This is a genomic window from Pseudomonadales bacterium (assembly GCA_024234215.1).
Lineage (GTDB): Bacteria > Pseudomonadota > Gammaproteobacteria > Pseudomonadales > UBA5862 > JACKOQ01.
Genome location: JACKOQ010000002.1, coordinates 34977 through 59706, shown reverse-complemented (window position 1 = coordinate 59706; position 24730 = coordinate 34977). Strand labels below are relative to the sequence as shown.

The 24730-nt window shown below is 65.4% G+C and carries 26 protein-coding genes; 20 read left to right on the top strand and 6 right to left on the bottom strand.

All coding sequences use genetic code 11. The features are described from left to right. The first annotated feature begins 108 nt into the window (after positions 1-108). From H7A13_04580 to H7A13_04560, 5 genes are all read left to right on the top strand, one after another. Entirely contained in the window at positions 109-432 is a 324-nt protein-coding gene (locus H7A13_04580; GenBank protein ID MCP5332616.1) for a ferredoxin family protein, read from the top strand. A 101-nt stretch (positions 433-533) separates the two neighbouring features. Further along, entirely contained in the window at positions 534-1352 is an 819-nt protein-coding gene (locus H7A13_04575; protein MCP5332615.1) for an inositol monophosphatase, read from the top strand. Further along, complete coding sequence (nth, locus tag H7A13_04570; protein ID MCP5332614.1) at positions 1330-2076, top strand: endonuclease III; 747 nt, start codon at positions 1330-1332, stop codon at positions 2074-2076. The genes H7A13_04575 and nth overlap by 23 nt, the downstream gene beginning before the upstream one ends. Beyond that, positions 2073-2879 (top strand): thioesterase family protein, encoded by an 807-nt coding sequence (locus tag H7A13_04565; GenBank protein MCP5332613.1) that lies wholly within the window; start codon positions 2073-2075, stop codon positions 2877-2879. The genes nth and H7A13_04565 overlap by 4 nt, the downstream gene beginning before the upstream one ends. A 34-nt stretch (positions 2880-2913) precedes the next feature. Then, a complete protein-coding gene (locus H7A13_04560; GenBank protein ID MCP5332612.1) occupies positions 2914-3207 on the top strand; it encodes an antibiotic biosynthesis monooxygenase in 294 nt (97 codons plus the stop codon). A 71-nt stretch (positions 3208-3278) separates the two neighbouring features. Here the strand turns inward: H7A13_04560 and H7A13_04555 are convergent, their stop codons facing one another. Further along, positions 3279-4220, bottom strand: coding sequence for a MerR family transcriptional regulator (locus tag H7A13_04555; GenBank protein ID MCP5332611.1), 942 nt, complete (start codon positions 4218-4220; stop codon positions 3279-3281). Between the two features lie 152 nt (positions 4221-4372). Here H7A13_04555 and H7A13_04550 point away from each other — a divergent pair, with 152 nt between their 5' ends. The 8 genes from H7A13_04550 to H7A13_04515 are packed head-to-tail and all read left to right on the top strand — an operon-like array spanning position 4373 to position 11077. Next, positions 4373-5659 (top strand): FAD-dependent oxidoreductase, encoded by a 1287-nt coding sequence (locus tag H7A13_04550; GenBank protein ID MCP5332610.1) that lies wholly within the window; start codon positions 4373-4375, stop codon positions 5657-5659. Then, complete coding sequence (locus tag H7A13_04545; protein ID MCP5332609.1) at positions 5619-6392, top strand: DUF1365 domain-containing protein; 774 nt, start codon at positions 5619-5621, stop codon at positions 6390-6392. The genes H7A13_04550 and H7A13_04545 overlap by 41 nt, the downstream gene beginning before the upstream one ends. After that, positions 6389-7603 (top strand): class I SAM-dependent methyltransferase, encoded by a 1215-nt coding sequence (locus H7A13_04540; protein ID MCP5332608.1) that lies wholly within the window; start codon positions 6389-6391, stop codon positions 7601-7603. The genes H7A13_04545 and H7A13_04540 overlap by 4 nt, the downstream gene beginning before the upstream one ends. Beyond that, complete coding sequence (locus H7A13_04535; protein MCP5332607.1) at positions 7569-8108, top strand: chalcone isomerase family protein; 540 nt, start codon at positions 7569-7571, stop codon at positions 8106-8108. The genes H7A13_04540 and H7A13_04535 overlap by 35 nt, the downstream gene beginning before the upstream one ends. Then, positions 8105-9349: an MFS transporter gene (locus tag H7A13_04530; GenBank protein MCP5332606.1), complete on the top strand. Its 1245-nt coding sequence runs from the start codon at positions 8105-8107 to the stop codon at positions 9347-9349. Before H7A13_04535 ends, H7A13_04530 begins: the two co-directional genes overlap by 4 nt. Continuing rightward, entirely contained in the window at positions 9343-9873 is a 531-nt protein-coding gene (locus H7A13_04525) for a DUF3833 domain-containing protein (protein MCP5332605.1), read from the top strand. Before H7A13_04530 ends, H7A13_04525 begins: the two co-directional genes overlap by 7 nt. Beyond that, positions 9870-10631 carry an SDR family NAD(P)-dependent oxidoreductase gene (locus H7A13_04520; protein ID MCP5332604.1) on the top strand — a complete coding sequence of 254 codons (762 nt, stop codon included), beginning with the start codon at positions 9870-9872 and terminating at the stop codon, positions 10629-10631. The genes H7A13_04525 and H7A13_04520 overlap by 4 nt, the downstream gene beginning before the upstream one ends. Next, positions 10628-11077: a nuclear transport factor 2 family protein gene (locus H7A13_04515; protein ID MCP5332603.1), complete on the top strand. Its 450-nt coding sequence runs from the start codon at positions 10628-10630 to the stop codon at positions 11075-11077. The genes H7A13_04520 and H7A13_04515 overlap by 4 nt, the downstream gene beginning before the upstream one ends. Positions 11078-11138: 61 nt before the next feature. Here H7A13_04515 and H7A13_04510 read toward each other — a convergent pair whose 3' ends face one another. The 3 genes from H7A13_04510 to pgsA all read right to left on the bottom strand — a co-directional run bounded on the left by H7A13_04510 (position 11139) and on the right by pgsA (position 13048). Then, positions 11139-11681: a DUF4188 domain-containing protein gene (locus tag H7A13_04510; GenBank protein MCP5332602.1), complete on the bottom strand. Its 543-nt coding sequence runs from the start codon at positions 11679-11681 to the stop codon at positions 11139-11141. Between the two features lie 225 nt (positions 11682-11906). Continuing rightward, positions 11907-12410, bottom strand: coding sequence for a hypothetical protein (locus H7A13_04505; GenBank protein ID MCP5332601.1), 504 nt, complete (start codon positions 12408-12410; stop codon positions 11907-11909). Positions 12411-12454: 44 nt separating this feature from the next. Further along, a complete protein-coding gene (pgsA, locus tag H7A13_04500) occupies positions 12455-13048 on the bottom strand; it encodes a CDP-diacylglycerol--glycerol-3-phosphate 3-phosphatidyltransferase (protein MCP5332600.1) in 594 nt (197 codons plus the stop codon). Positions 13049-13316: 268 nt separating this feature from the next. Between pgsA and H7A13_04495 the strand changes: the two genes are divergently transcribed. The 7 genes from H7A13_04495 (at position 13317) to H7A13_04465 (ending at position 21783) form a co-directional block, all read left to right on the top strand. Then, a complete protein-coding gene (locus H7A13_04495) occupies positions 13317-14135 on the top strand; it encodes a formate/nitrite transporter family protein (protein ID MCP5332599.1) in 819 nt (272 codons plus the stop codon). A 39-nt stretch (positions 14136-14174) separates the two neighbouring features. Then, positions 14175-15911, top strand: a complete 1737-nt coding sequence (locus tag H7A13_04490) for a bifunctional protein-serine/threonine kinase/phosphatase (GenBank protein ID MCP5332598.1) — start codon at positions 14175-14177, stop codon at positions 15909-15911. Positions 15912-16494: 583 nt separating this feature from the next. Then, the gene (locus tag H7A13_04485; protein ID MCP5332597.1) at positions 16495-17160 is read left to right on the top strand and encodes a hypothetical protein; all 666 of its coding nucleotides are present in this window, start codon (positions 16495-16497) and stop codon (positions 17158-17160) included. Next, entirely contained in the window at positions 17157-18398 is a 1242-nt protein-coding gene (locus H7A13_04480; protein ID MCP5332596.1) for a glycosyltransferase, read from the top strand. The genes H7A13_04485 and H7A13_04480 overlap by 4 nt, the downstream gene beginning before the upstream one ends. After that, entirely contained in the window at positions 18391-19179 is a 789-nt protein-coding gene (gene otsB / locus H7A13_04475) for a trehalose-phosphatase (GenBank protein MCP5332595.1), read from the top strand. The genes H7A13_04480 and otsB overlap by 8 nt, the downstream gene beginning before the upstream one ends. After that, entirely contained in the window at positions 19176-20279 is a 1104-nt protein-coding gene (locus H7A13_04470; protein MCP5332594.1) for a mechanosensitive ion channel family protein, read from the top strand. The genes otsB and H7A13_04470 overlap by 4 nt, the downstream gene beginning before the upstream one ends. Continuing rightward, positions 20272-21783, top strand: a complete 1512-nt coding sequence (locus H7A13_04465) for a trehalose-6-phosphate synthase (GenBank protein MCP5332593.1) — start codon at positions 20272-20274, stop codon at positions 21781-21783. The genes H7A13_04470 and H7A13_04465 overlap by 8 nt, the downstream gene beginning before the upstream one ends. 379 nt (positions 21784-22162) lie before the next feature. On the opposite strand, the gene uvrC is transcribed toward H7A13_04465, so the two are convergent. Together uvrC and uvrY are read right to left on the bottom strand one after the other, a co-directional pair. Further along, the gene (gene uvrC, locus H7A13_04460) at positions 22163-23989 is read right to left on the bottom strand and encodes an excinuclease ABC subunit UvrC (protein ID MCP5332592.1); all 1827 of its coding nucleotides are present in this window, start codon (positions 23987-23989) and stop codon (positions 22163-22165) included. A gap of 61 nt (positions 23990-24050) precedes the next feature. Further along, positions 24051-24689, bottom strand: a complete 639-nt coding sequence (uvrY, locus tag H7A13_04455; GenBank protein MCP5332591.1) for a UvrY/SirA/GacA family response regulator transcription factor — start codon at positions 24687-24689, stop codon at positions 24051-24053. Positions 24690-24730 lie beyond the last annotated feature (41 nt).

Below are 24730 nucleotides of genomic sequence, written 5' to 3'. Positions count from 1 at the left end.
CACCGCGACAGAACTGCCCGCAGGGTCAACTTCTGCTAGAATTTTGCCCCCATCGAGGCCGCATTGGCTGTTCATCCACCTTTTCATCCCAGCGTCAGGGAGATATGCATGACATTCGTGGTCACTGAGAACTGCATCAAATGCAAGTACACCGATTGCGTCGAGGTTTGCCCGGTGGACTGCTTCTACGAAGGCCCCAACTTTCTGGTGATCCACCCTGACGAGTGCATCGATTGCGGTCTGTGCGAGCCCGAATGTCCGGTGGAGGCGATCTTTGACGAAGACGAGCTGCCGGCCGGGCAGGAGGAGTTCGTCGAGATCAATGCCCGTCTGGCCGAGAGCTGGCCCAACATCACCCACAAAAAGGATGCGCCGGCCGACGCCGACGACTGGAAAGGGGTCACCGGCAAGCGCAAGTACCTCGAAGAGTAGCGCCTTGCACTGCGCAGTGTCGCGGCTGATTCCGACGTGAACCTCGGGGTCGGCCGCCTTCTTTGCTATCATGCCGCACCACCCTCTGCCGAAGCCCCGCCATGCACCCGATGCTGACCATTGCCCAGCGCGCCGCGCGCCGGGCCGGCGAAAAGATCGCCTACTCCATTGACCGCCTCAGCCAGATCAAGGTCGAGGAGAAGGGGCGTCATGACTATGTCTCCGAGATCGACAAGGCCGCCGAGGCGCTGATCATCGAGACGCTGCAACGCAGCTATCCGGAGCATGGCATTCTGGGCGAGGAGAGCGGGCTGATCGAGGGGCGCGGTGCCGGCCGCGACTACCTGTGGGTGATCGACCCGCTCGATGGCACCACCAATTTTCTGCATGGCGTGCCGCACTGCGCAGTCTCGATCGGATTGCGCCATCGCGGCCAGCTCGACCAGGCGATCGTGCTCGACCCCTTCCGGCAGGAGGAGTTCACGGCCAGCCGCGGCGCCGGCGCCCAGCTCAATGGACGGCGGATACGGGTCAGCGACCGCAAGAGTTTTCCGGGCTCCCTGCTGGCCACCGGCTTTCCGTTCAAGCCGGTCACCGCGCAGACGCAGGGCAAGGTGAGCCACTATTTTCGCACGCTGGAGCAGTTGGCCGGCGTCACGTCCGGCATCCGCCGCGCCGGTTCGGCCGCGCTCGATCTGGCCTATGTGGCCGCTGGCCGCTATGACGGCTACTGGGAGCTCGATCTGCAAGCCTGGGATCTGGCCGCCGGTGCGCTGCTGGTACAGGAGGCGGGCGGACTGGTCAGCGACCATGCCGGCGGACAGAACTTTCTCGACGGTGGCGACATCGTCGCGGCCGCGCCGCGCTGCCACAAGGTGCTGCTCGACATGATCCGCCATGGCGGTGGCGAAAAGAGCTGACGGGTCGCAACCGGTGGCGAAGCGAAGGAGCGCCCTGCTCAGTGCCGCCGAGTGTCACGAACTCTTTCGCCGCCTGCAGGCGGCCAACCCCAAGCCGACCACCGAGCTGCACTACCGCAACCCGTTCGAGCTGCTGATTGCGGTGATGCTCTCGGCCCAGGCGACCGATGTCAGCGTCAACCGGGTCACCCCGGCGCTGTTCGCCGCCGCGCCCACCGCGCAGGAGATGGCCCGGCTTGGCAGCGAGGCGATCAAGGGCCATATCCGCACCCTCGGCCTCTTCAACAGCAAGGCCGAACACATCAGCGCCACCTGCAGGCTGCTGGTCGAGCGCCATGGCGGCGAGGTGCCCGATTCGCGCGCGGCACTGGAGGCACTGCCCGGCGTCGGCCGCAAGACTGCGAACGTGGTGCTCAACACCGCCTTCGGCGAGCCGGTGATTGCGGTCGACACCCACCTGTTTCGCGTCGCCAACCGCACCGGTCTGGCGCCGGGCAAGAGTGTCCAGCAGGTCGAGCAGGGATTGATGAAGCGGGTGCCCAAGCCGTTTCTGCACGACGCCCACCACTGGCTGATCCTGCATGGACGCTACCTCTGCACCGCCCGCAAGCCGCACTGCGACCGCTGTCCGCTGGCCGACCTCTGCCGCTTCGAGGACAAGCGGCTTGGCCCCCCATCCGATCGGCCTGAGACCACTCAACCCAACCCTGAGGAGCATCCATGAGCGACGCCGTGTTCATTCGTGAAGGCGAATTTTTCCATCCGCAACCCAATGCCGGCAGTCCGTGGGGTCCCGCTACCCTGCATGGCGCAGCGCCGGCCGGGCTGATTGGCCACGCGCTGGAGCAGCTGCTGCCTTCGCCCGAGATGCAGCTGGCCCGGATGACCATCGACCTGTTCCGTCCGGTGCCGATGGCGCCGCTGCGGTTGAGTTCCGAGGTGGTGCGCGCCGGCCGCAAGATCCATGTGGTCCAGGTCTCGCTGTGGGCCGATGCAGTCGAGGTCTGCCGTGCCAGCGGCGTCATGCTGCGTCGCACGCCGATCGATCTGCCAGCCAACCTGTTGCCGGCAGCCGACAAGCCCGCCGGCCCCGAGGGTCTGGCCATCACCGGCATCCGCGATGCGGCGGCCGGAGAGTCAGCCTTTGCGCTGCTGCCCGGCTTTCATACTGCGATCGAGGTCAAGCGGGTCAGCGGCGGCAAGGGGCAGGGTGCCGGCTGCGCCTGGTTGCGCATCCCGATCCCGCTGATCGATGGGCTCGAAACCACTCCGCTGATGCGGGTGACCGCGCTCTCCGATCTCGGCAACGGCATCGGTCAGTTGCAGGCCGAGGATGTGGGCTTCATCAACACCGACATCAGCCTCAACCTGCACCGTCTGCCGCAAGGGGAGTGGATCTGCATCGATGCCCGCACATTGGCGCAGCCTTGCGGCATCGGCATGGTCGAGACCGTGCTGTACGACCACTTGGGGCCAATCGGCCGGGTGACCCAGGCCAATCTGGCCAATCCGCTCTACCGTGGTTGAGTCCGTGGGCAACCCGCAGGCACCGGGGGCGACGATGTATGTCGTGCTGTTCCGCGCAAAAATCCGGGCACTCGATGATGACTACCTGCAGACCGCGGCGCGAATGCGCGAGCTGGCCCTGCAGCAGTTTGGCTGTCTCGAGTTTCAGTCGATGACGCAAGGGGAGGAGGAGGTCGCCATCTCCTGGTGGCCCAGCGAGGCGGCGATCCTGGCGTGGAAGCAGCACCCCGAGCATCTGCTGGCGCAGCGCGCCGGCCGTGAGCGCTGGTATTGCGCCTACTCGGTGCAGGTAGCGGCCGTGGTGCGCGACTATCAGGTGGTCTGCTGAGGGCTGGATCATGGCTGCATGGCCATTGGCCGGTGCAACCGAAGCCCCTCATGCAGTTGCTCGATCCGAACTCACTGTCCAGAGCGTGAATGAGCGGCCATGCTGTCCTGGCGCGCTCGCCAGCGGCGCAGAGCGGCATGGAGGTCGTCGAACTCCGGGGTCAAAGCGATGCCCTCGATCGGTCGGCGGATCGCCTTGATGCCATGGCCGCCGGCCCAGAGTTCGACCTCGGTGGGCAGCTGCTGGCGCAGGTCACGCAGCCCCTGCTGTGCCAGTGCCGGCAGGTAGGCCGAACTGAACGAGAGGCAGACCACATCGATCCGTTCGAGCCGTGCGGCGCGGGCGATCTCGCTGACTGGCGTCTGCGCTCCGAGCTGGATCGGGCAGGCCTCTTCCAGCGCCAGCAGGGCTTCCACCATCAACAGTCCCAGGGTGTGCTCCTCGCCGGCGAGGGTGGTGAGCAGCACTCTCGGGCGGCCTTGTGGCTGCGACAGATTGGCCAGCGCGCTGTGAAACAGCTTTTCAAGATTCTGCGAGAACAGATGCTCCTCGAACACGCCGATCTCCCGGTTTGACCAGGCGGCACCGACGTGGGTGATCAAAGGAGCAGCAATGTCCTGGACAAAACGGGCGAGTCCATGGCGGTTGACTTCGCGTTGCAGGTCACGTTGCAAGGCATCGCTGTCGTGCAGGCGCACCCGTTGCAGCCACTCATCGAGCGGTTGCTGCGTGCTCTGCATGGCGGAAGGCGCTGCGGTGCCGAGCAGTGCCGACAACGCTTCTTCATCGAGTTTCAGCAGTTTTCCCGGCCGATGGCCCTGGTCTAGCAGTCGCTTGAGCTGCGTCAGCCGCCGCACCTGCTGCAGCGAATAGCTGCGTTCGCCGTTCGCATCCCGTTCGGGTGTCGGAAAGCCGTAGCGGCGCTCCCACACCCGCAGGGTGTCCTTGGACAGGCCCGTTTCGCGCTCCACTGAAGAGATGGGCAGGCCGGGCACTGAATCATCTGGCTGCATTTTTTGATTTGTCCATGTCAAAGCGTTGACAGATTGGCATTTGACGGCTAGTTTAGCGCTAAAGATCAGTTTTGACCAAGACAAATTGACGTGTTTGACCTTGTGTGAAGGTGACACGACTGGCAATCGCAGCGCTGGAGGCAGCAAAGATGATGCAGGTGGCAGTGATTGGTTCCGGAATCTCCGGACTGGCGACAGCCTGGCTGTTGAGTCGTCGGCACCGGGTCACGCTGTTCGAAGCGGAGCAGCGGCTGGGCGGCCACACCCATACCGTCGACCTGACGCTCGATGGCCAGACCTTTGCGGTGGACACCGGCTTTCTGGTGTTCAACCACCGCACCTATCCGCAGTTGACGCAGTTGTTCCGCCAGTTGGGGGTCGAGACGGTCGCCAGCGAGATGTCATTCAGTTTTCGGATGGATGAGCCGGAACTGGAGTGGGCCGGCAGCAGCCTGGATACCCTGTTCGGGCAGCGTGCCAACCTGGTGCGCCCGCCTTTCTGGCAGATGCTCGGCGAGATGCTGCGTTTCAATCGCAGCGCGGCCCGTGACCTGCCGATGCATGGTGACCTGACGCTCGGTGACTATCTCCGGCTGCGTGGCTATGGCAGACCCTTCATCGACTGGTATCTGCTGCCGATGGCGGCGGCCATCTGGTCGGCGCCGACGGCCCGCATCCTGGAGTTTTCGCTCTCATCCTTCGTGGCCTTCTGCAACAACCATGGCCTGTTGCAGATCTTCGATCGGCCGCGCTGGTACACGGTCAAGGGCGGAGGGCGCGAATATGTGCAGCGGCTGGCGGCGGGAATCGATCAGATTCGCCTTGGCCAGCCGGTCGATTCACTGCGTCGCCGTGGCGGACTCATCGAGTTGGGCAGTGGTGACTTTCAGGGTCGATACGACCAGGTGGTGCTGGCCTGCCACAGCGATCAATCGGCGCTGCTGCTGGAGCGGGATTTTCCGCAGCGGGCGCAGTGGCTGCGACACATTCCCTATCAGCACAATCAGGTGGTGCTGCACAGTGACCCGCGGGTGCTGCCACGCCGCCGCAAGCTCTGGTCGGCCTGGAACTATCAGGCGGTTTCATCAGCAGCTGGTGCGGTGCAGTCTGGCACTGGCCGGGCGGTGGCAGTGCACTACCTGATCAATCGGTTGCAGCCGCTGCCGACCACGACACCGGTGATCGTCTCGCTCAACCCGGTGGAGCCGATCGACCCCGGCCTGGTGCATCGCCGGTTCGACTACAGCCATCCGCTCTTTTCGTTCGACAGTGCAAAGGTGCAGCAGCAGATCACGGCGAGCAATGGCGAGCAGGGCATCTGGCTGGCGGGTGCCTGGCTCGGTCATGGGTTCCATGAGGATGGTCTGGCTTCGGCGCTGCGGGTGGCACGGGCACTCGATGTCGTCTCGCCGTGGGAGGGTCTGGCCGATGCTGCCTGAGATGGCACAGATCGGTTTTGGTGGTCTGCGCCATCTGCGGCTGAAGCCAGTGGTGAACCGCTTCAGCTATCCGCTCTTTTTCGTGCGGTTGCCGATGCATGAGCTGACCGGGGTGGCAGTGCCCGGCTTCTCGATCGACCGCTTCAACCTGCTCAGTTTCCATCATCGCGATCATGGCGAGGGTGGCGATGCACTGCGCTGGGTGCGCGACCTGCTTCAGGCGCAGGGTCTGGTGGCTGATGGCGCCATCTGGTTGACCACCTTTCCCCGTGTACTGGGCTATGTCTTCAAGCCGGTCAGCTTCTGGCATTGCCACCGTGCCGACGGCCAACTGGTGGCAGTGCTGGCCGAGGTCAACAACACCTTCGGTGAGCGGCATGTCTATCTGCTGCGCGCTGGAGAGCCAGCCGGGGCATTCGAAGCGCAAAAGGTGTTTCACGTCTCGCCGTTCTTTGGGCGGCAGGGTCGCTATCGCTTCGGTTTTCATGTCGAGGCCGGTCGATTCTGCGCGCGGATCGACTATGACGATGGCGATGGCCTGGCCCTCGCGACCCGCTGGTGGGGCAAGCTGGAACCCCTGACTGCCCGCAGTGGCCGTCGCGCCTTCTGGCGCTATCCGCTGATGACCTTGGCGGTGATCGTGCGCATTCATCTGCAGGCAGTGCGACTGTTGCGCAAGCGGGTGCGACTCTTTCCGAAACCTGTTCCCTCTCCCATCGAGGTCACCGAATGAGCAGCGTCGATCTGACTGCCGGTCTGCAACACAACAAGAGCCCATGGTATGCCTTGCCGGTCGTCAGGCGGCTGCATGGCATCGAAGGCGGGGTCATTCGCCTGGAACTGCCCAACGGGCGCACGGTGCGTCTCGGCCAGGGGGGAGTGGAAGTCTCACTGCGGCTGCGGCGCTGGAGCCTGCTGCGGGGCATTCTCACCAGTGGCGACATCGGCTTTGCCCAGGGCTATATCGATGGCGGGTGGGACACCGCCGATCTGACCGCGCTGCTCACCCTGTTGGCGCGCAACCGGACGGCGCTCGGCCATCTGATCCATGGTCAATGGCTGGGACGGTTGCAGCACCGCCTGCGCCATCTGCGCAACGCCAACAGCTTGAAGGGGTCGCGGCGCAACATTGCATTCCACTACGACCTTGGCAATGCGTTCTATGCGCTCTGGCTCGATCGGACGATGACCTACTCCAGTGCCCGCTTCGACGGTGACTGGAGCCTCGATCTGGGTGAAGCCCAGCAGCGCAAGTATCAGCGGGTGCTGGAGCTGCTCGATCTGCCCAGCGGACAGTCGCTGCTGGAGATCGGTTGCGGCTGGGGTGGCTTTGCCGAACAGGCGGCAGGCAGTGCCGGTCATCGGGTGCGCGGCCTCACGCTGTCGCGCCAGCAACTGGAGTATGCCAGTGCGCGGATCGATGCAGCCGGTCTGGCCGGTCAGTGCGGTTTTGCGTTGCAGGATTACCGTGATGAGCAGGGCCAGTACGATGGCATCGTCTCGATCGAGATGTTCGAGGCGGTCGGCGAGGCCTATTGGAATGACTACTTCGCCGCCGTCAGGCGGGCCCTCCGGCCGGGAGGAAGGGCGGTGGTGCAGAGCATTCTGATCGACGATGCGCTGTTCGAGCGCTATCGCAACGGTACCGATTTCATTCAGCAACAGATCTTTCCGGGTGGCATGTTGCCTTCGGCCGAACGCTTCCGGGCGGTGGCGGCCGAAAATGGTCTGGTCGTCACCCATCAGGAGCATTTCGGCCTCGACTACGCCGAGACGCTGAACCGCTGGGAAAGAAACTTCATCGCCCGCCAGGACGAGGTGCGTGCACTCGGTTTCGATGCGCGCTTCATGCGCCTTTGGCACTTCTATCTGGCCTACTGCCAGGCTGGCTTCAACAGTGGTTCGACCGATGTCGCGCAGTTCGTGCTCCAGCCGGCGCTCTAGCGCCGCACTGCTGCTGTGGCTGACGGTGGTGGCGCTGCCCGTCGTCGCGATGGCGCCATTGCCGGAATTGCCTTTCGTGCCACGGCAGGTTGGTGCCGGCAACCTGCGCCATTTCGGTATCCAGCTGTATGAGGCCCGGCTGTGGAATGGCGATGGCCTCTGGAAACCGGACGCACCCTATGCGCTGGAACTGATCTATGCCCGGTCGTTCACCGCCGAGGCCATTGCCGAGCGCAGCATTGTCGAGATCCGTCGTCAGGGGATCGACGATGCCCTGTTGCTGGCGAACTGGCAAACCCGGTTGCGGGCGCTCTTTCCGGATGTTGCCGCCGGCGACCGGCTGCTCGGTCTGCGTCAACCCGGGGCGGGTGCCACCTTCTATCTGGGTGAGCGTCAGATCGGCCGCATCGATGATGAACAACTGGCCGCTGCCTTTTTCGCCATCTGGGTCGGCGAACAGAGCAGCGCGCCCGGATTGCGCAGACGACTGCTCGGCCTGCCATGACCACGCCGCTGCTGCCATCCCGCCAGCTCATCGCCTACGGCGCCCTGGGTCTGCCGCTGGCCTTTGCCGCCTTGCCGCTCTATGTCCATCTGGTGCCTTTCTATGCCGAGAGCATCCCTCTTGCGCTGCTCGGCATCCTGCTGCTGGCGCTGCGCTTCTTCGATGCGGTGATCGATCCGCTGCTCGGCGTGCTGCTCGATCGGTTTCCCCATCCACGCGGGTTGATAGCGCTCTCTCTGCCGCTATTGGGTGTGGGCTGGATGGGGCTCTTTGTCCCGCAGCGACCCTGGCCACCGATACCCTGGTTGCTGACGATGCTGACGCTGACCACGGTCGGTTACAGTCTGGCCACCGTGGTGCACAACGCCTGGGCCGCGCGGCTGTGTGCAACTGCCGCAGAACGGGCCCGACTGTTCGCATCCCGCGAGGCATTCGGTCTGGCCGGTGTGGTGCTGGCCGCCAGCCTGCCGACCCTGCTGGCACCGACCCTCTCCACGGGGCTGACGCGGACAGGCCCCTGGTTTCTGCTGTTGCTGATCGCTCTGGGTGGCGTGACCCTGCTCGGGACCCAGCGGACCGTCCTGCGCGTGGAGCCGTTCGCCCGCACCCAGTGGCTGCGCCCCTTTGCCCAACCACTCTTCAGGCGGTTCGCACCCGGTTACCTGCTGAGCGCCGTGGCCAGTGCGCTGCCGGCCTCGCTGGTGTTCTTCTTCATCGATGACGTGCTGCGGATGGGTGCCTGGGCAGGGCTGTTTCTTGCCCTCTATTTCATTGCCGGCGCGGCCGGACTGCCATTGTGGATGAGGCTGGTACATCGGATCGGCCTCTTCGATGCCTGGCTGCTGTCGATGGTGCTGGCCATTTTCACCTTTGCCTCGGCCTTCACGCTGGGTGCCGGTGATGGGCTGGGCTATGCCCTCATCTGCGTCGCCTCCGGCGTGGCACTGGGGGCCGATCTGGCGCTGCCCTCTGCACTGGTGGCCGAGATGGTCGATGTCGATCAGGGCAGTCAACCCGGCCTCTACTACGGTCTGATGAGCTTTCTGGCGAAGCTGGCACTGGCCCTGGCGGCCGGCCTGGCGTTGCCGCTGCTCGATCTGTGGGGCTACCAGCCGGGCGGTGAGCAGTTGTGGCCGCTCTCGTTTGCCTATGCGCTGCTGCCCTGTCTGCTGAAGCTGGCCGCCCTGGCCTGGTTCCGGCCGCTGCGTCGCTTTTTCGCCACTGGAGGTGTCACATGCTGAAAAGATCGCTGATTGCACTCTGCACCTTGCTGGGGTTGAGCGGTTGCGCCGGGGTCACGCCCGAGAGCTACCGCGGTCAGACACCACCACTCGATCTGGCCCGATATTTCGATGGACCACTCACCGGCTGGGGCTACTTTGCCGACCGCTCTGGCGAGGTGACCCGCCGCTTCACGGTGCGCATGACCGGCGTCTGGCAGGGTGATCAGGGCCGGCTTACCGAAGATTTTTCCTGGTCGGATGGCACCCGCTCACAGCGCATCTGGCACATCACCCGGCAGGGCCCGAACCATTACAGGGGCCGGGCGGATGATGTCAAGGGTGAAGCCGCCGGCGTTGCCGAGGGCAACGCGTTGCAGTGGCGCTACACCCTGCTGCTGCCGGTCGATGACAAGGTGTATGAGGTGCAGTTCGATGACTGGATGTACCTGATCGACGACGAGGTGCTGCTGAACCGGTCGCAGATGCGCAAGTTCGGCATCCGCCTCGGTGAAGTGTTCATCGCCTTCAGGAGGGGAGCATGAGTCTGAATCGCCCCTGTGTCGATTGGGCCGGCCAGCGGATCTGGGTGATCGGCGCCAGCTCCGGCATTGGTGCCGCGTTGAGTCGCCGACTGGTGGAGCTCGGGGCACGGGTGGCGGTCAGCAGCCGCAATGGCGCGGCATTGGCCGCGCTGGGGGCCTGCCATGTCGAGGTGGTCGACATCACCGACCGCGCCGCGCTCCGTCACGCCTTCGACGCGGTTCGTACGGCACTCGCAGAGATCGATCTGGTGGTGGTGAGTGCCGGCACCCATCAGCCGATGCATGCCTGGGAGCTGGATGCCGAGGCCGCCGAGGCGCTGGTGCAGGTCAATCTGATCGGGGTCATCAATGTCGTGGCCCTGCTAGCCCCGTACTTCGTCGAGCGCGGCTGTGGCGGCATTGCGCTGATCGGCAGTGTCGCCGGTTATGGCGGCCTGCCCACGGCATTGGTCTATGGCGCCACCAAGGCGGCGCTGATCAACTTCGCCCAGACGCTCCATCTCGATCTCGCGCCGCGTGGTGTGGCGGTCTATCTGATCAACCCCGGATTCGTCAGCACCCCGCTCACGGCCAGGAACCCTTTCCAGATGCCGGCGTTGATCAGTGCCGAGGCGGCGGCGCGGGCCATCGTGGCTGGAATCACGGCTGGCAGGTTCGAGATTCACTTTCCGCGACGCTTCACCTGGGTCATGAAAGTGTTGAACTGGCTGCCTTACCGGCTCTACTTCGCGCTGATTCGTCGGGTCACCGGGCTGTGAACAGCGATGCCCTGGTCGACTATTTCGAACGGCTCTCCCCAGCGACGCTGGATCAGCTCGATCGCTTCTATGCGCAAGCGGCCTGGTTCAAGGATCCTTTCCACGAGGTCGAGGGCATCGAGGCCATTGGTGCCATCCTGCGACACACTTTCGACCGGCTGCCGGGCGCCCGGTTTCGGGTGACACGGCAGTTCAGCGCCAGCGATGGCGATCTCATGCTGCTGTGGGAGCTGGATTTCGTCATGCCGATCACCAGTGCGCCCACCACCATCGTTGGTGCCACCCATTTTGCGTTCGATGCCGTCGGCAAGGTGATTCGCCACCGCGACTACTGGGATGCCGCCGAGGAGCTCTATGGCCGCCTGCCGCTGCTGAAGTGGCTGATGCGCGGTCTGGCCCGCCGGGCAGCCGCGCCGGTTCCGTCAGCGCGAAGCACAGCAGAGTGAGCGAACGGCCTGATCCGTATCCGATCACTTAACCGGCCTTGCGGTCGGGCAGGGTGGAGGTTCAGCGATGGGCTGCGCCGGGTTCGTTCGCGGTGGGTGGTGTCGGGTAGCTTGGCACCGCCGGCTCGCCCTTCAGGCCCAGACGCCGCTTGGCGGTCTCCCTGGCACCGGTTGCAGGAAGATGTTCGCCGGCCTGCGCCAGTCCCGTGCGCGGCATGTTGCCATAGATGCACTCATGGTGACCTGCGGGCACGAGGTAGGTCTCATGCCAGATGCCGACGCTGCCATCCGCACCGACGGCCTGGTTGAAGCGCTTCCAGGCGTCGAGGTGGGTCATGGCGGGATCGCGTGCAAAGCGTTCGAGCTGTTCGAACGAGCGCCAGTACTGAACGAGCATGACGCCCCGCCAATACAGGCAGGGCTGCGCATGCAGCAGACCCAGATCGGGTCTTTGGAGCAGTTGCTTCACCATCGGACCCATGGCCCGCGCCACCGGCAGCCATTTGTGGATGGCGCGCAATCTGTTCACGCGCATGCCGATCAGAAAGATGACGAAATCGCCTTCGATCCGGGCGATGTGGCGGCCATGATGAATCGGGCTCATGGGGCTGCTCCTGGGGTGAGACTCTCCGTCGAGCTGGCCTGACACGCCGCGCAGGCATGGCAGAAGCGTGAGAAGGCATTCCTGCGCCTGTTGCACTTGACGCAGTGTGGACAGAAATCGATCTCGCTGTTTTTCAGGTCGACTGTGCGCTCGCAACCAGGACAGACACCCTCGGCCATTCTGGCCAGCGCGGTGTCGTAGCTCAGTGCCTGTCGGCGCACCGGATCAGACCGCGCCGGTCGCTGCATCAACCAAAGCGATGTTGGCCTCGTGTGAGCGCAGCATCTGCTCCAGATCGCTTCTGAGCCCGGCATCGCGCAGTCGCGGCATCATTTCGCACAGTTTGCGCACCACCCAGCGCTGGCCGCGGTTGATGAAGGTGACGCGTGCGTCCAGCTCGGCAATGGCCGCCGCCTTGTCGTAAAAGGCGCCGACCTTCGGCGACGGCGCCGCATTCAGTGAACGCAGATGGCCGAGCAGCATGGCGCACCAGTGTGCCTCGTCCTGCTGGATGTCGCGCAGCAGCGCGCCAACTGGCGTGTCGCCGGCCAGTTGTGCGCTCTCCAGGGTGATGCGGGCGCCGGCACGTTCGGCTTCGAGCAGCTCGTTGAGGAAGGCCACCAGTTCATCCCTGCCGACATAGCCCATGTAGCTGTCGTCGGCTTCGTGCATCAGACAGGCGGGCGAGCTCGGTTCCGGGGTCGGTTCGTCATCGGTCGGTGCAGTCATGGTGCAAGGCTCCCTGGATGAGTGGTCCGATTGAAGGCCGCAGGTCACCCTTCCGATTGGCCGGTCAGCAGTGGCCAGGCGGCCAGCAGATAGACCAGCATCGACCAGAGGGTCAGCAGCGCGGCCAGATAGATGGCGATGAAGCCGGGAATGCGCAACCAGGCGCTGCCGGCGCTCGGTTCGAGCAGCAGGATCGAGATGGCCACCATCTGCAGCACGGTCTTCACCTTGCCGACATAGGAGACGGCGACGCTGGCACGCTTGCCCAGCTCGGCCATCCATTCACGCAGTGCCGAGACGGCGATCTCCCGGCCCACGATGATGGCGGCCGGAATGGCGAAGGCAGCGGTGGGATAGCGGGTCACCAGCAGCACCATCGCGATGCCGACCATCAGCTTGTCGGCGACCGGGTCGAGAAAGGCGCCGAACAGGGTGGCCTGGTCGAGCTGGCGCGCCAGATGGCCATCGAGCCAGTCGGTGATGCTGGCGACGATGAAGATGACCCCGGCCGCGAGGAAGCGCCACTCGACCGGCAGGTAGAAGACCAGCACGAAGACCGGAATCAGCACCACCCGAAAGGCGGTCAGCAGGTTGGGGACATTCCATTGCAGGTGGTGGCTGGCCACGGGATCGGACATGGAAAGAGTTCCGTCAGGCCCGCCGCAGGGCGTTGCGGACAGGCCTGCGGGCGGGGGTTGATGGTTGATGTCTGGGCCGGTCTGGCGCTGGCGAGTCAGTCTAGCACAGCGTCATGCCGGCGCTGCTGCATCGTCGTGAGCCATGGAGAACGCAGAGGGGCCGTTTATTTGGCAGGTTTGTTGCTATGAGATGCGACATCCATCGAGGTCGGATGCCACCTCGATGGCCGGCACTCTGTTGTCTCATTCATTCACCAAGGAGCCCACCATGGCCTATCTCGCACCCGCTGAATTCGTCACCAAGATGGTCGACGCCGGGGAATCCAAACTGCTGATGTCGACCCGCGATACCCTGATTCGTGCCTACATGGCCGGCGCCATCCTGGCGCTGGCCGCCGCCTTTGCGGTGACGGTCACGGTCAACACCGGCAATGCACTGGTCGGCGCGCTGCTGTTCCCGGTCGGCTTCTGCATGCTCTACCTGCTCGGATTCGATCTGCTCACTGGCGTCTTCACGCTGGCGCCGCTGGCGGTGATGGACAAGCGGCCAGGCGCCACCTGGGGCGGCGTGATGCGCAACTGGACCCTGGTGTTCCTTGGCAATTTCGCCGGTGCGCTGACGGTGGCGCTGTTCATGGCGATCATCGTCACCTTCGGCTTCACCGAGGCGCCCAACGCGGTGGGTCAGAAACTGGGCGTGATTGGTGAGAGCCGCACGGTCGGTTACGCTGCCCACGGTGCCGCCGGCATGCTGACCCTGTTCATCCGCGCGGTGATGTGCAACTGGATGGTCTCCACCGGTGTGGTGGCGGCCATCATGTCGACCTCGGTGTCGGGAAAGGTGATCGCGATGTGGATGCCGATCCTGGTCTTCTTTTACATGGGCTTCGAGCACTCGATCGTGAACATGTTCCTGTTTCCGTCGGGCTTGATGCTGGGCGGCAACTTCACGCTGATGGACTACTTCATCTGGAACGAGATCCCGACCGTGGTCGGCAATCTGGTCGGCGGATTGACCTTTGTTGGTGCAACGCTCTATTCGACGCATTACAAGACCGCTCCAAAACGCACCGTCGCGGGGCGTTGATCGAGCAGGCTTCGGCACTGAACCTGTTGCGTGGCGAGCATGTCCAGTCAACTGAGGATCAGTGCCGGCCAGTACAGCAGCGCCGGGCGCAAGCCAGTCAATCAGGATTTTCACGGCCTGTGCATTCCGCGCGAGCCGCTGCTCAGTGCCAAGGGCATCGCCGTCGCGCTGGCCGATGGCATCAGCAGCAGTGAGGCCGGCCAGATCGCCAGCGAGGCGGCGGTCAAGAGCTTTCTCGCCGACTACTACTGCACGACTGAGGCGTGGTCGGTCAAGCGTTCGGCCCAGCGGGTGCTGGCGGCCACCAATGCCTGGCTCCATGCGCACACGCAGCGCGGCCAGGGGCGCTTCGACAAGGAGCGTGGCCATGTCTGTACTTTCAGTGCGCTGGTTCTGCGCTCGACCACGGCGCACCTGTTTCACGTCGGCGACACGCGCATCCACCGCCTGCACGGCCAGGCACTGGAGCAGTTGACGACTGATCATCGGGTCGTGGTCGCGCCGGACGAGAGCTATCTGAGCCGTGCCCTCGGCATCTGGCAGCAGATCGATCTCGACTACCAGGCACTGCCGCTCGAAGTCGGCGACACCTTTGTGCTGACCAGCGATGGTGTTCATGAGCAGATGGATGGCGCTTTCGTGGCCGCCACCGTGGCGCGGCTGCATGATGATCTCGATCTGGCTGCCCGCACCATTGTCGAGGAGGCGCTGCGGCGCGGCAGCGGTGACAACCTGACCGTGCAGATCGTGCGGGTCGATGCGCTGCCGGACCCGGAAGCCGCCGAATTGCCGCAGTTGGCCGCCGGCCTGCGGCCGCCGCCATTGCCGGAACCGGGCGCGCTGCTGGATGGCTACCGCATCGTTCGCGAGCTGCATGCCAGCCACCGCAGCCACCTCTACCTGGTGCAGGACGAGGAGAGCGGTGAGCGGCTGGTGATGAAAGTCCCCTCCATCGACATGCGCGAGGACGCCGCCTACCTGGAGCGCTTTCTGCTCGAGGAGTGGGTGGCGCGGCGCCTCCACAGTCCCCACGTGTTGCGCGCGGCGGCGCAGCGGCGCCAGCGCAGCGCGCTCTATGTGACGCTGGAGTACCTCGAAGGGCAGACACTGGCGCAATGGATGGCCGATCATCCGACTCCGGATCTGGAGACGGTGCGTGGCATGGTCGAGCAGATCGCCCGGGGATTGCAGGCCTTTCATCGCATGGAGATGGTGCATCAGGATCTGCGGCCGGAAAATGTCATGATCGACCGCGAGGGCACGCTGAAGATCATCGACTTCGGCGCCACCCGCGTCGCCAGTGTCATGGAGCTGCTGCCCGAGCAGCGACAGCATGAGATGCTCGGCACACTGCAATACAGCGCGCCGGAGTACCTGCTCGCCGAAGGGGCATCGAACCGCGCCGATCTCTTTTCACTGGGCGTGATCGCCTACCAGATGCTCAGTGGCCGCCTGCCCTATGGCATTCAGGTCGCGCGGCTGCGCCGCCACGCCGAGCTGCGCAAGCTGCGCTATGTGCCGCTCTACGAACTCGACCGGCGCATTCCGCTGTGGGTCGACGGTGCGCTGCGCAAGGCCGTGCATCCGGATCCGCGGCAGCGCTACGAAGAGGTGTCCGAATTCGTCTGGGATCTGCGTCACCCGAACCCCGCATTCCTGGGCCGGCATCGGCCGCCGCTGATCGAACGCAACCCGCTCGCATTCTGGAAAGGGGTTTCACTGCTGCTGCTGGTGCTGCTGCTGGTGCTGCTTGCCACTCATCCGGCGCTGCGCTGACCAGGGGTGATTTCCGCGCCTGAACCGAGGCGCGCAGCGCCTCGCGTCAGAGCCGGTACCAGACGCATGATCGAAGGTGCGGTTCAGTCCGTTGATGCGGTATTGCCGGAAGGGCTGCTGCTTCAGTGGGTGTCGAGCTTCTTTCATGAGCTGCGTTTTCTGCGGGTTCAGGAGCCCGACATGATGGGTAAAGTGCGGGGGCGGTCATCGCGCGCTGGCCATCCACGCAATCAAAAAACCGCGTTGAGCAGCGCGCGCCCACACGGGCGCAGTCATTCTGATCCAGTGTTTCGGTTCTGTTCTTAACGGCAATCATCACTATAAGATATTGTTTTTAAATGATTTTTATCTATCTCGGCCATGGTGTCATCTGTTTTTAAGACATTGAAAAATTGGATGGATAAGATTTCGAAATCGATGCGAAAAGAGGGGTTCGAGGCGGCGACAGGGGGGAGTCGAGCAGACGAGAGCAAATTCAATGTGATAAGGTTTTAAAAAAGAAGGCCTCGGTGGTTTCTTTTTCTGTAGACCAATCGGTGGAGGAAGTGCCTGCGCGCAGCGCCAATCACAGGAGTACCAATCGATGCCAAATCCACAAGATTTTGTCGTCAATGATTGCGCCTTGGTGCCTCTGGCCACCGGCGTGCGCGCGCAAAACCTGCCCGGTTTGCGCGACGGCCTGCTCGCCGTGCCGGCCGACAGCGTTTACTACCACTTCTGGGGCGGCCTGCTGCGCGCCCGCTTCGACGACCCCGAGTTCAGCAACGACTTTGCCGTGTGGGTGCGCCACGCTTTGCACGACCTGCCGCTGGCCGAGCGACTGGCGGTGATCGACCCGGCCGATTTCGCCGACGCCGAGGCGCTGCGCCAGGAGGTGCTGGAAGTGGTCGAGCAGCGCCTGGACGAGATCGAGGCGCCGGCCTGGGCGCCGCGCGACCGGCAGTTCCACTTCCTGCGTGGGCAGCTGGTGGTGTTTGACACCGGCCGGCGCATCCGCGATCCGCGCGAGCTGGTGGAACTGCTGCCGCAGTTGTCGCCGGGCAGCGTGTTCTATCACTTGATCGACGCCCGTCGCCGCGAACCGCCGGGGCAGGACGACTTCCATACCTGGCTGGCCGCGCGCGACGACGGCCACGAGGGCCTGATCGCGCGCCTGGGGCAGATCGATCCCTACTTCGTGTCGCTGCCCGAACTGCGCGCCCAGTACGCCGCCGTGATCGAAAGCCACTTCGCGGGGGTGCCGGCATGAACGCGCTGCTCGAAGCCTACGCCGAGGTGGCTGGTGCCGACGCCGTGCAGCATCTGGTGCAACTGGCCGCGCCGCTGCGCGGCATGAAGGTGGTGCATGTCAACTCCACCCGGGCCGGCGGCGGTGTGGCGGAGATTCTGCACAAGCTGGTGCCGCTGATGCAGGCGCTGGAGCTCGACACGCGCTGGGAGGTGATCAGCGGCGACGGGCCGTTCTACCAGTGCACCAAGGCCATGCACAACGGCCTGCAGGGCCAGCCGGCGCCGCTGTCGGATGTGCTGCTGCAGGCCTACGAGGAGGCCAACGCCCGCGCCGCCGAGACGCTGGCACCGGTGCTGCGCGAGGCCGACGTGGTGTTCATCCACGACCCGCAGCCGGCGGCGCTGATCCGCCACCTGCCGCAGCGGCGCGGCAAATGGGTGTGGCGCTGCCACATCGACGCCAGCCGCCCGCAGCGCGGCGTGTGGCGCTACCTGCGCGGCCACGTGGCCACGTACGACGCCAGCGTGTTCTCGCTGGCCGATTTTGCCCAGCGCCTGCCGCATCCGGTCTACCTGATCCCGCCCAGCATCGATCCGCTGGCCGAGAAGAACAGCCCGCTGCCGGCCTGGCAGGTGCTGGAGACCTGCCGGCGCTTCGACATCGACCCCGACCGGCCGCTGATGCTGCAGGTGTCGCGCTTCGACCGCTTCAAGGACCCGCTCGGCGTGATCGCCGCCTACCGCCTGGCGCGCGGCTTCATCCCCGGCCTGCAACTGGTGCTGGCCGGCGGCGGCGCCAACGACGACCCCGAGGGTGAAGCGGTGCTCGCCGAGGTGCGCGCCGCCGCCGAGGGTGATGGGGACCTCAAGGTGCTGCTGCTGCCGTCGGATGCACACACCACCATCAACGCACTGCAGCAGGCGGCGCCGTTCGTGTTGCAGAAGTCGCTGCGCGAGGGCTTCGGGTTGACGGTGACCGAGGCGATGTGGAAGGGTAAACCCGTGATCGGCGGCGACACCGGCGGCATCCGCCTGCAGGTGGTCAACCACCACACCGGCTTTCTGGTGAGCACGCCCGAGGGCGCCGCGCTGCGCGTGCGCTACCTGCGCCAGCACGCGGAGCTGCGCGAACAGATGGGCGCCAAGGCGCGCGAGTTCGTGCGCCAGAACTTTCTCCTGACGCGCCAGGCGCGCGACTACCTCACGCTGATGACCGGCCTCATGCACCCCGGAGAAGAACGTATTGCGCTTGCCTGATTCCCCCCTGTTGCAGGACTTCTGGTCCGCCCTGGCGACCGCTCCCACGGCCGCCCTGCTGCTCGACTACGACGGCACGCTGGCGCCGTTTCACATCGACCCCGCCGAGGCCCGTCCCTATCCCGGCGTCGAGGGCCTGCTCGATCGCATCGGCCGGCTGTCGAACGACCGGCTGGTGATCGTCTCCGGGCGGGCGCTCGACGATCTGTGCCCGTTGCTGCGCTTGGACACCCGGCCGGAGTTCTGGGGCTGCCACGGCCGCGAACGGCGCCTGCCCGACGGCCGCCACAGTTTCACGCCGTTATCCGACACGGCTCAGCAGGCGCTGGCCGAGGCCGAAAGCTGGACCGCCACGGTGACGGCGCTCGGCGGGCGCGTCGAGCGCAAGCCGGGCTCGCTGGCGTTTCACTGGCGCGGTCTCGCACCGGGGCACCAGCGCGGGCTGGCGCGCGATCTCGAAAAGCGCTTCGCGACGCTGGCGCAGGCCGGCGCGCTGCTGTGGCACGCCTTCGACGGCGGCATCGAGCTGCGCGCCCCCGGCTGCGACAAGGGCGAGGCGGTGCAGCAGGTGCTGGACGAGTTGGGTCGGGACACCTGTGTGGCCTATCTGGGCGACGACCACACCGACGAGGACGCCTTCCGCGCGCTCGCCGGACGTGGCCTGCGCGTGTTGGTGCGGCCCAAGTGGCGCGCCACGGCGGCCGATCTGTGGCTGCGCCCACCGGAGGGGTTGTGCGCCTTTCTCGGTCAGTGGGCCGACATCCGGGAGCGAGTCCAATGAGTTTGCGCGATATCGATTGGACCGGCTGGCTGCACCTTTCCGTATTCGGCAACACGCTGGCCGCCTGGGGCATCGGGCTGGGGTTGATGCTGCTGGTCGGCAGTCTGCTGCCGCTGCTGAAATGCCAGCTCGGCCGGCGCCTGGGGCGGTTGGCCGAGCGCGACGGGGCGCAGCTGAGCCGCTACGCGGCCGAGATCGTCGCCGGTACCCGACGCAGCGTGCTGTGGCTGGTGGCGCTGTTCGTCGGCGCCCGCGCCGTTACGCTGCCGCCCAAGATCGACGCGGCGCTGGCCAGCCTCACCGCGGCGGCGCTGCTGGTGCAGGCGGCGCTGTGGGCACAGCGGGCGCTCAACGTGTGGCTCGCGCAGCGGCTCGAACGCGCGCGGGCCACCGATGCCGCCGGCGCCACCACGCTGGGCCTGCTCGGCCTCGTGTGCCGCGTCGCGCTGTGGGCGGTGGCGCTGCTGATGATCCTCGACAACCTTGGCTTCAACATCACCACGCTGGTGGCGAGTCTGGGCATCGGCGGCGTGGCGGTGGCGCTGGCGGTGCAGAACATCCTGGGTGACCTGTTCGCGTCGCTGTCGATCGCGCTCGACAAGCCGTTCGTGATCGGCGACTTCATCGTCGTGGACGGCATCGCCGGCACGGTCGAGTACGTGGGCCTGAAAACCACGCGCGTGCGCAGCCTGGAGGGCCAGCAGGTGGTGTTTGCCAACGCCGGCCTGTTGGGAAGCCGCATCCACAACTACAAGCGCCTGTACGAGCGGCGCGTGCTGTTCGGCTTCGGCGTGCTCTACAGCACCCCGCCGGACACGCTGGCGGCGATCCCCGGCTGGGTGCGCGAGATCATCGAGGGGCTGGACGGCACACGCTTCGACCGCGCGCACTTCAAGGGCTTCGGCGACTCGTCGCTCGATTTCGAAGTGGTCTACTTCGTGCTCGATCCGGCGTACAACCGCTACATGGATATCCAGCAGGCGATCAATCTCGCGCTGGTGCGCCGCTGCGCCGCCGAAGGCGTCGATTTCGCCTTCCCGACCCGCACGCTGCACGTGGAGACGCTGCCGCCCCTCGCATCGGCTGCGGCGCATGGCTGAGCGCGACACGCCACCGCGGCTGCTGGTGGTCTCCAACCGCCTGCCGTTCGTGCTGTCGCGCACCGCCGATGGCGGGCTCGTCAGCCGCCCCGGCAGCGGTGGTCTGGTCACCGCGCTGCTGCCGGTGCTGCGCGATCGCGGCGGGGTGTGGATCGGCTGGCCCGGCATCGCCGATCACGATCCTGACGTCGACACCGCCCTGGAGGCGGCCACCGCCAAGGCCGGCTATCAGCTGGCGCCGGTGGCGCTTGGCGTGGACGAGGTGGCAGGCTTCTACTACGGCTTTTCGAACGAGGTGCTGTGGCCGCTGTTCCACGACCTGCAGTCGCTGTGCAACTTCGACCCCGCCTACTGGCGCAGCTACGGCGAGGTCAACCACAAGTACGCGCGGGTGGTGCAGGCGCACGCCCGCGCCGATGACTTCGTGTGGGTGCACGACTACCAGTTGCTGTTGCTGGCGAGCGAACTGCGCCGCGCCGGCAGCCGGGCACGGCTGGGGTTCTTTCTGCACATCCCGTTCCCGCCGCTCGACATTTATCTGAAGCTGCCGTGGCGTTTCACGCTGCTGCGGGCGCTGCTGGATTTCGACCTGATCGGCTTTCAGACCCTGCGCGACCAGCGCAACTTCCTGCAGTGCGTGCGCACCCTGCTGCCGGCGGCACGGGTCATGCAGCGCGGGCGGCGGGTACGCATCGACGGTCGCGAAGTGCGCGTCGGCAGTTTCCCGATCGGCATCGACACCGGTGCCTTCAAGCGCCAGGCCAGTTCGCCGGCGGTGATCGCCGCCGCCGAGGCGCTGCGCGCGGAACTGCCCAATCGCGAGCTGATCCTGGGCGTCGATCGACTGGACTACACCAAGGGTATCCCGCTGCGGCTGGAAGCGTTTCGCACGGCGCTGCGCAGACACCCCGACCTGCAGGAGCGGGTGACGCTGATCCAGGTGGTGGTGCCGAGCCGCGACGACATCCCGCAGTACCGGGACCTCAAGACCCGCATCGAGCAACTGGTCGGCGAGATCAACGGCGAGTTCACCCGCCCCGGCGGCTGGGTGCCTATCCACTACGTGTACCGCGCGCTCGACCGCCTGGACCTGGTCGCCTACTACCGCGCCGCGCACATCGCGCTGGTCACGCCGCTCAAGGACGGCATGAACCTGGTGGCGAAGGAGTTCTGCGCCTGCTCGGTGGGCGGCGACGGCGTGCTGATCCTGTCCGAGTTTGCCGGCGCTGCCGCGCAGATGCAGCACGGCGCGCTGCTGGTGAACCCCTACGACGTCGAGGGCACCGCCGACGCCATCCACCAGGCCTGCGAGCTGCCGCAGTCCGAACGGCGCCGACGCATGACGGCGCTGCGCCGCGCGGTGCGCCGCCAGGACGTGTTCGGCTGGGTGAACGATTTTCTTGAAGCCGCCATCGCGCGTGACCTCGATGCCTTTCCGCTGCCGGAGGACTACCGGCCGAGCGCCGAGGCTGAGCAGGCGTACTGGGACACCGAGTTGGCCTGAAGATGACGGGTCTTGGCGTGCCCGCCACGTATACCGGCCGATCCGTCACTCCTGGGCAGAAGCCGGTTCTTGTCGATCCTGCATCCGCTGCGTCGGTCGCTGTTTGCACCTGACATCGTGGTCGTCGCTGCCGGCCCCGATCTGCCAGATCCACGTCTGTGCATCGATGACGGCCCAACTGATGCGTGGCAAGAGCGTCTCGCATCTGTGAGAGGAGTCGTCGAGAAGCTTTTCTGTGTCACCTGATGCTGATCGAATGCAACCCGCGCGCGTTCTGGAGAGTGGTCTCCCTGTTTCTGCGATGCTTTTTGTCAGCCACGCAGTATCTGTACCGGTTAGAGGTGATTTTCCTGCTTGAACAGGCGCGCAGCGCCTCGCGTCAGAGCCGGTGCAGGGCGTTGAAGATGCGTTCGGCCAGCGGGCGGTTGATGCCCGGCACCTGGGTCAATTCGGCGATGCCGGCCCGCTCCAGCCCCTGGATGCCGCCGAAGTGGCGCAGCAGTTCGCGCCGGCGCTTCGGGCCGATCCCTTCGATCAGCTCCAGCGGTGAGCTGTTCTGGTCGCGTTTGCGGCGCTGGCGATGGCCGGTGATGGCAAAGCGGTGCGCCTCGTCACGGATCTGCTGCAACAGGTGCAGTGCCGGATCGTGTGCCGGCAACGTCCGCTCACTGCCATCGTCGAACAGCAGGGTCTCCAGACCCGGCTTGCGGCTCGTCCCCTTGGCGATGCCCAGCAGCATGACGCCGGTGATGCCGAGGGCCGCGAGCACCTCGCGGGCCTGACGCAACTGTCCCTTGCCGCCATCGATCAGCAGCAGGTCGGGCAGTGGCTCCTCACCCCGTTTGAGTCGGACATAGCGGCGCGTCAGTGCCTGCTGCATGGCGGCGTAGTCGTCGCCGGGGGTGATGTCGCTGATGTTGAAGCGGCGGTAGTCGCTCTTGAGCGCGCCCTGGCTGGTGAAGAGCACGCAGGAGGCGACGGTCTGTTCGCCGGAGGTGTGGCTGATGTCGAAGCATTCGATGCGCTGTGGTGTCTGAGTCAGTCCAAGCGATTCGCGCAGTGCCTCGAACCGCTGCGCCATCTTCAGCCGGTTGGCCAGATGGGCGGTCAGTTGCTGGCGGGCATTCTCCAGTGCGAGGTCGATCCAGCGTGCGCGCTGCCCGCGCGTGCCGCTTCTGAGCGTGACGGCATGGCCGGCGGCGCTGCTCAGCACTTCGGTCAGGCAGGCCTGGTCGTCCGGTGCGTCGCTGAGCAGCAGTTGCGGCGGAATCGCTCTGCCGGCGTTGTCATCGAGGTAGAACTGCGGAATGAAGGCGCTGAGCAGCTCGGCCGGGGTCGACACCAGCGCCGCGCGTGGAAAGTAACTCTGGCTGCCCAGCAGTTGGCCATTGCGAATCGACAGCAGGGTGACGCAGGCGCCACCCGGCTGCAGATGGGCGGCCAGCACATCGGCATCGCCACCGTCGCCGACCACCACCTGTTGTGCCTGCATCCGTTTCAGTTGGGCGATCTGGTCGCGCAGCCGTGCCGCGCGCTCGTAGTCGAGCGCCGTGGCCGCCTGCTCCATGCGGTTGGCCAGTGTGTCGATCAGGTCGCTGCTGCGCCCTTGCAGAAACAGCAGTGCATCGGCCATGTCCTGTTGATACGCTTCACTGTCGATCAGGCCGACGCAGGGCGCGCTGCAGCGGCCGATCTGGTACTGCAGGCAGGGGCGGGAGCGGTTGCGAAAGATGCTCTCCTCGCACTGCCGGATCCGGAACATCTTCTGCAGCAGGCCGAGGCTCTCACGCACCGCGGCGGCACTGGGGTAGGGGCCGAAGTAGCGCGAATCGGTTTTGCGGGCGCCGCGATAGAAGCTGAGGCGCGGGAATGCCGTGTCGCCGGAGAGTCGGATGAAGGGGTAGGATTTGCCATCGCGCAATTCGATGTTGTAGGGCGGATGGTGGGCCTTGATCAGGTTCTGCTCGAGCAGCAGCGCCTCGGTCTCGCTGGGGGTGAGGGTGATGTCGAGGTCGGCGATGCGCCCGACCATCGCCATGGTTTTGCCATCGAGCGGACGACCGCGAAAGTAGCTGCGCACCCGGTTGCGCAGGTTCTTCGCCTTGCCGACATAGAGCAGCCTGCTCTCGGCATCGAACATGCGGTAGACGCCGGGGCGGGCCGGCAGTTGTGCCAGCTTGGCATCGATGAGGGCAGAGACCACCATCGGCTGCAAATCGTTCATCGGCGATCCTGGAGGTAAAACGGCGCCAGGCGGTTGCCGCGGTTCACGCGTCGATCAGTCCCCAGCGCAGTGCCAGATGGGTCAGCGCGACATCGCTGTCGATGCCCAGTTTCTCGAAGATGTTGTAGCGGTGGCTGTTGACCGTCTTGGGGCTCAGGTGCAGCTTTGCGGAGATCTCCGCCACCTTCTGGCAGTGGATGATCATCAGCGCGATCTGCATTTCCCGTTCAGAGAGCAGATCAAACGGTGAGGTGTCGGCATCGCCGCTGAACCGTTTCAGCGCCAGCTCCTGAGCAATCTTGACGCTGATGTAGCGCTGGCCGCTGTGCACCTTGCGGATGGCGTTCAGCATCTCGTCGAGGTTCGAATCCTTGGTGATGTAGCCCATCGCGCCAGCCTGCAACAGCCGGTTGGGGAAGGGGTCGTCATCATAGGCGGTCAGTGCGATCACCCGGGTCTCGGGCTGGTGGCGCAGGATGCGTCGGGTGGCCTCGACGCCGCCGATACCGGGCATGCGCACATCCATCAGCACCACATCGGGTTGCAGCAACGATGATTTCTGCACCGCTTCTTCGCCATTGGCGGCCTGCCCCACCACCTGCACGCCGGAGATGCTGTCGAGCATGCAGGTCAGCGCGGTGCGCACCAGCTCGTGGTCATCGACGATCAGCAATTTGATCAAGTCTGCACCTCAGGGAGAGCGAGGCCGGCATCCCGGTCGGC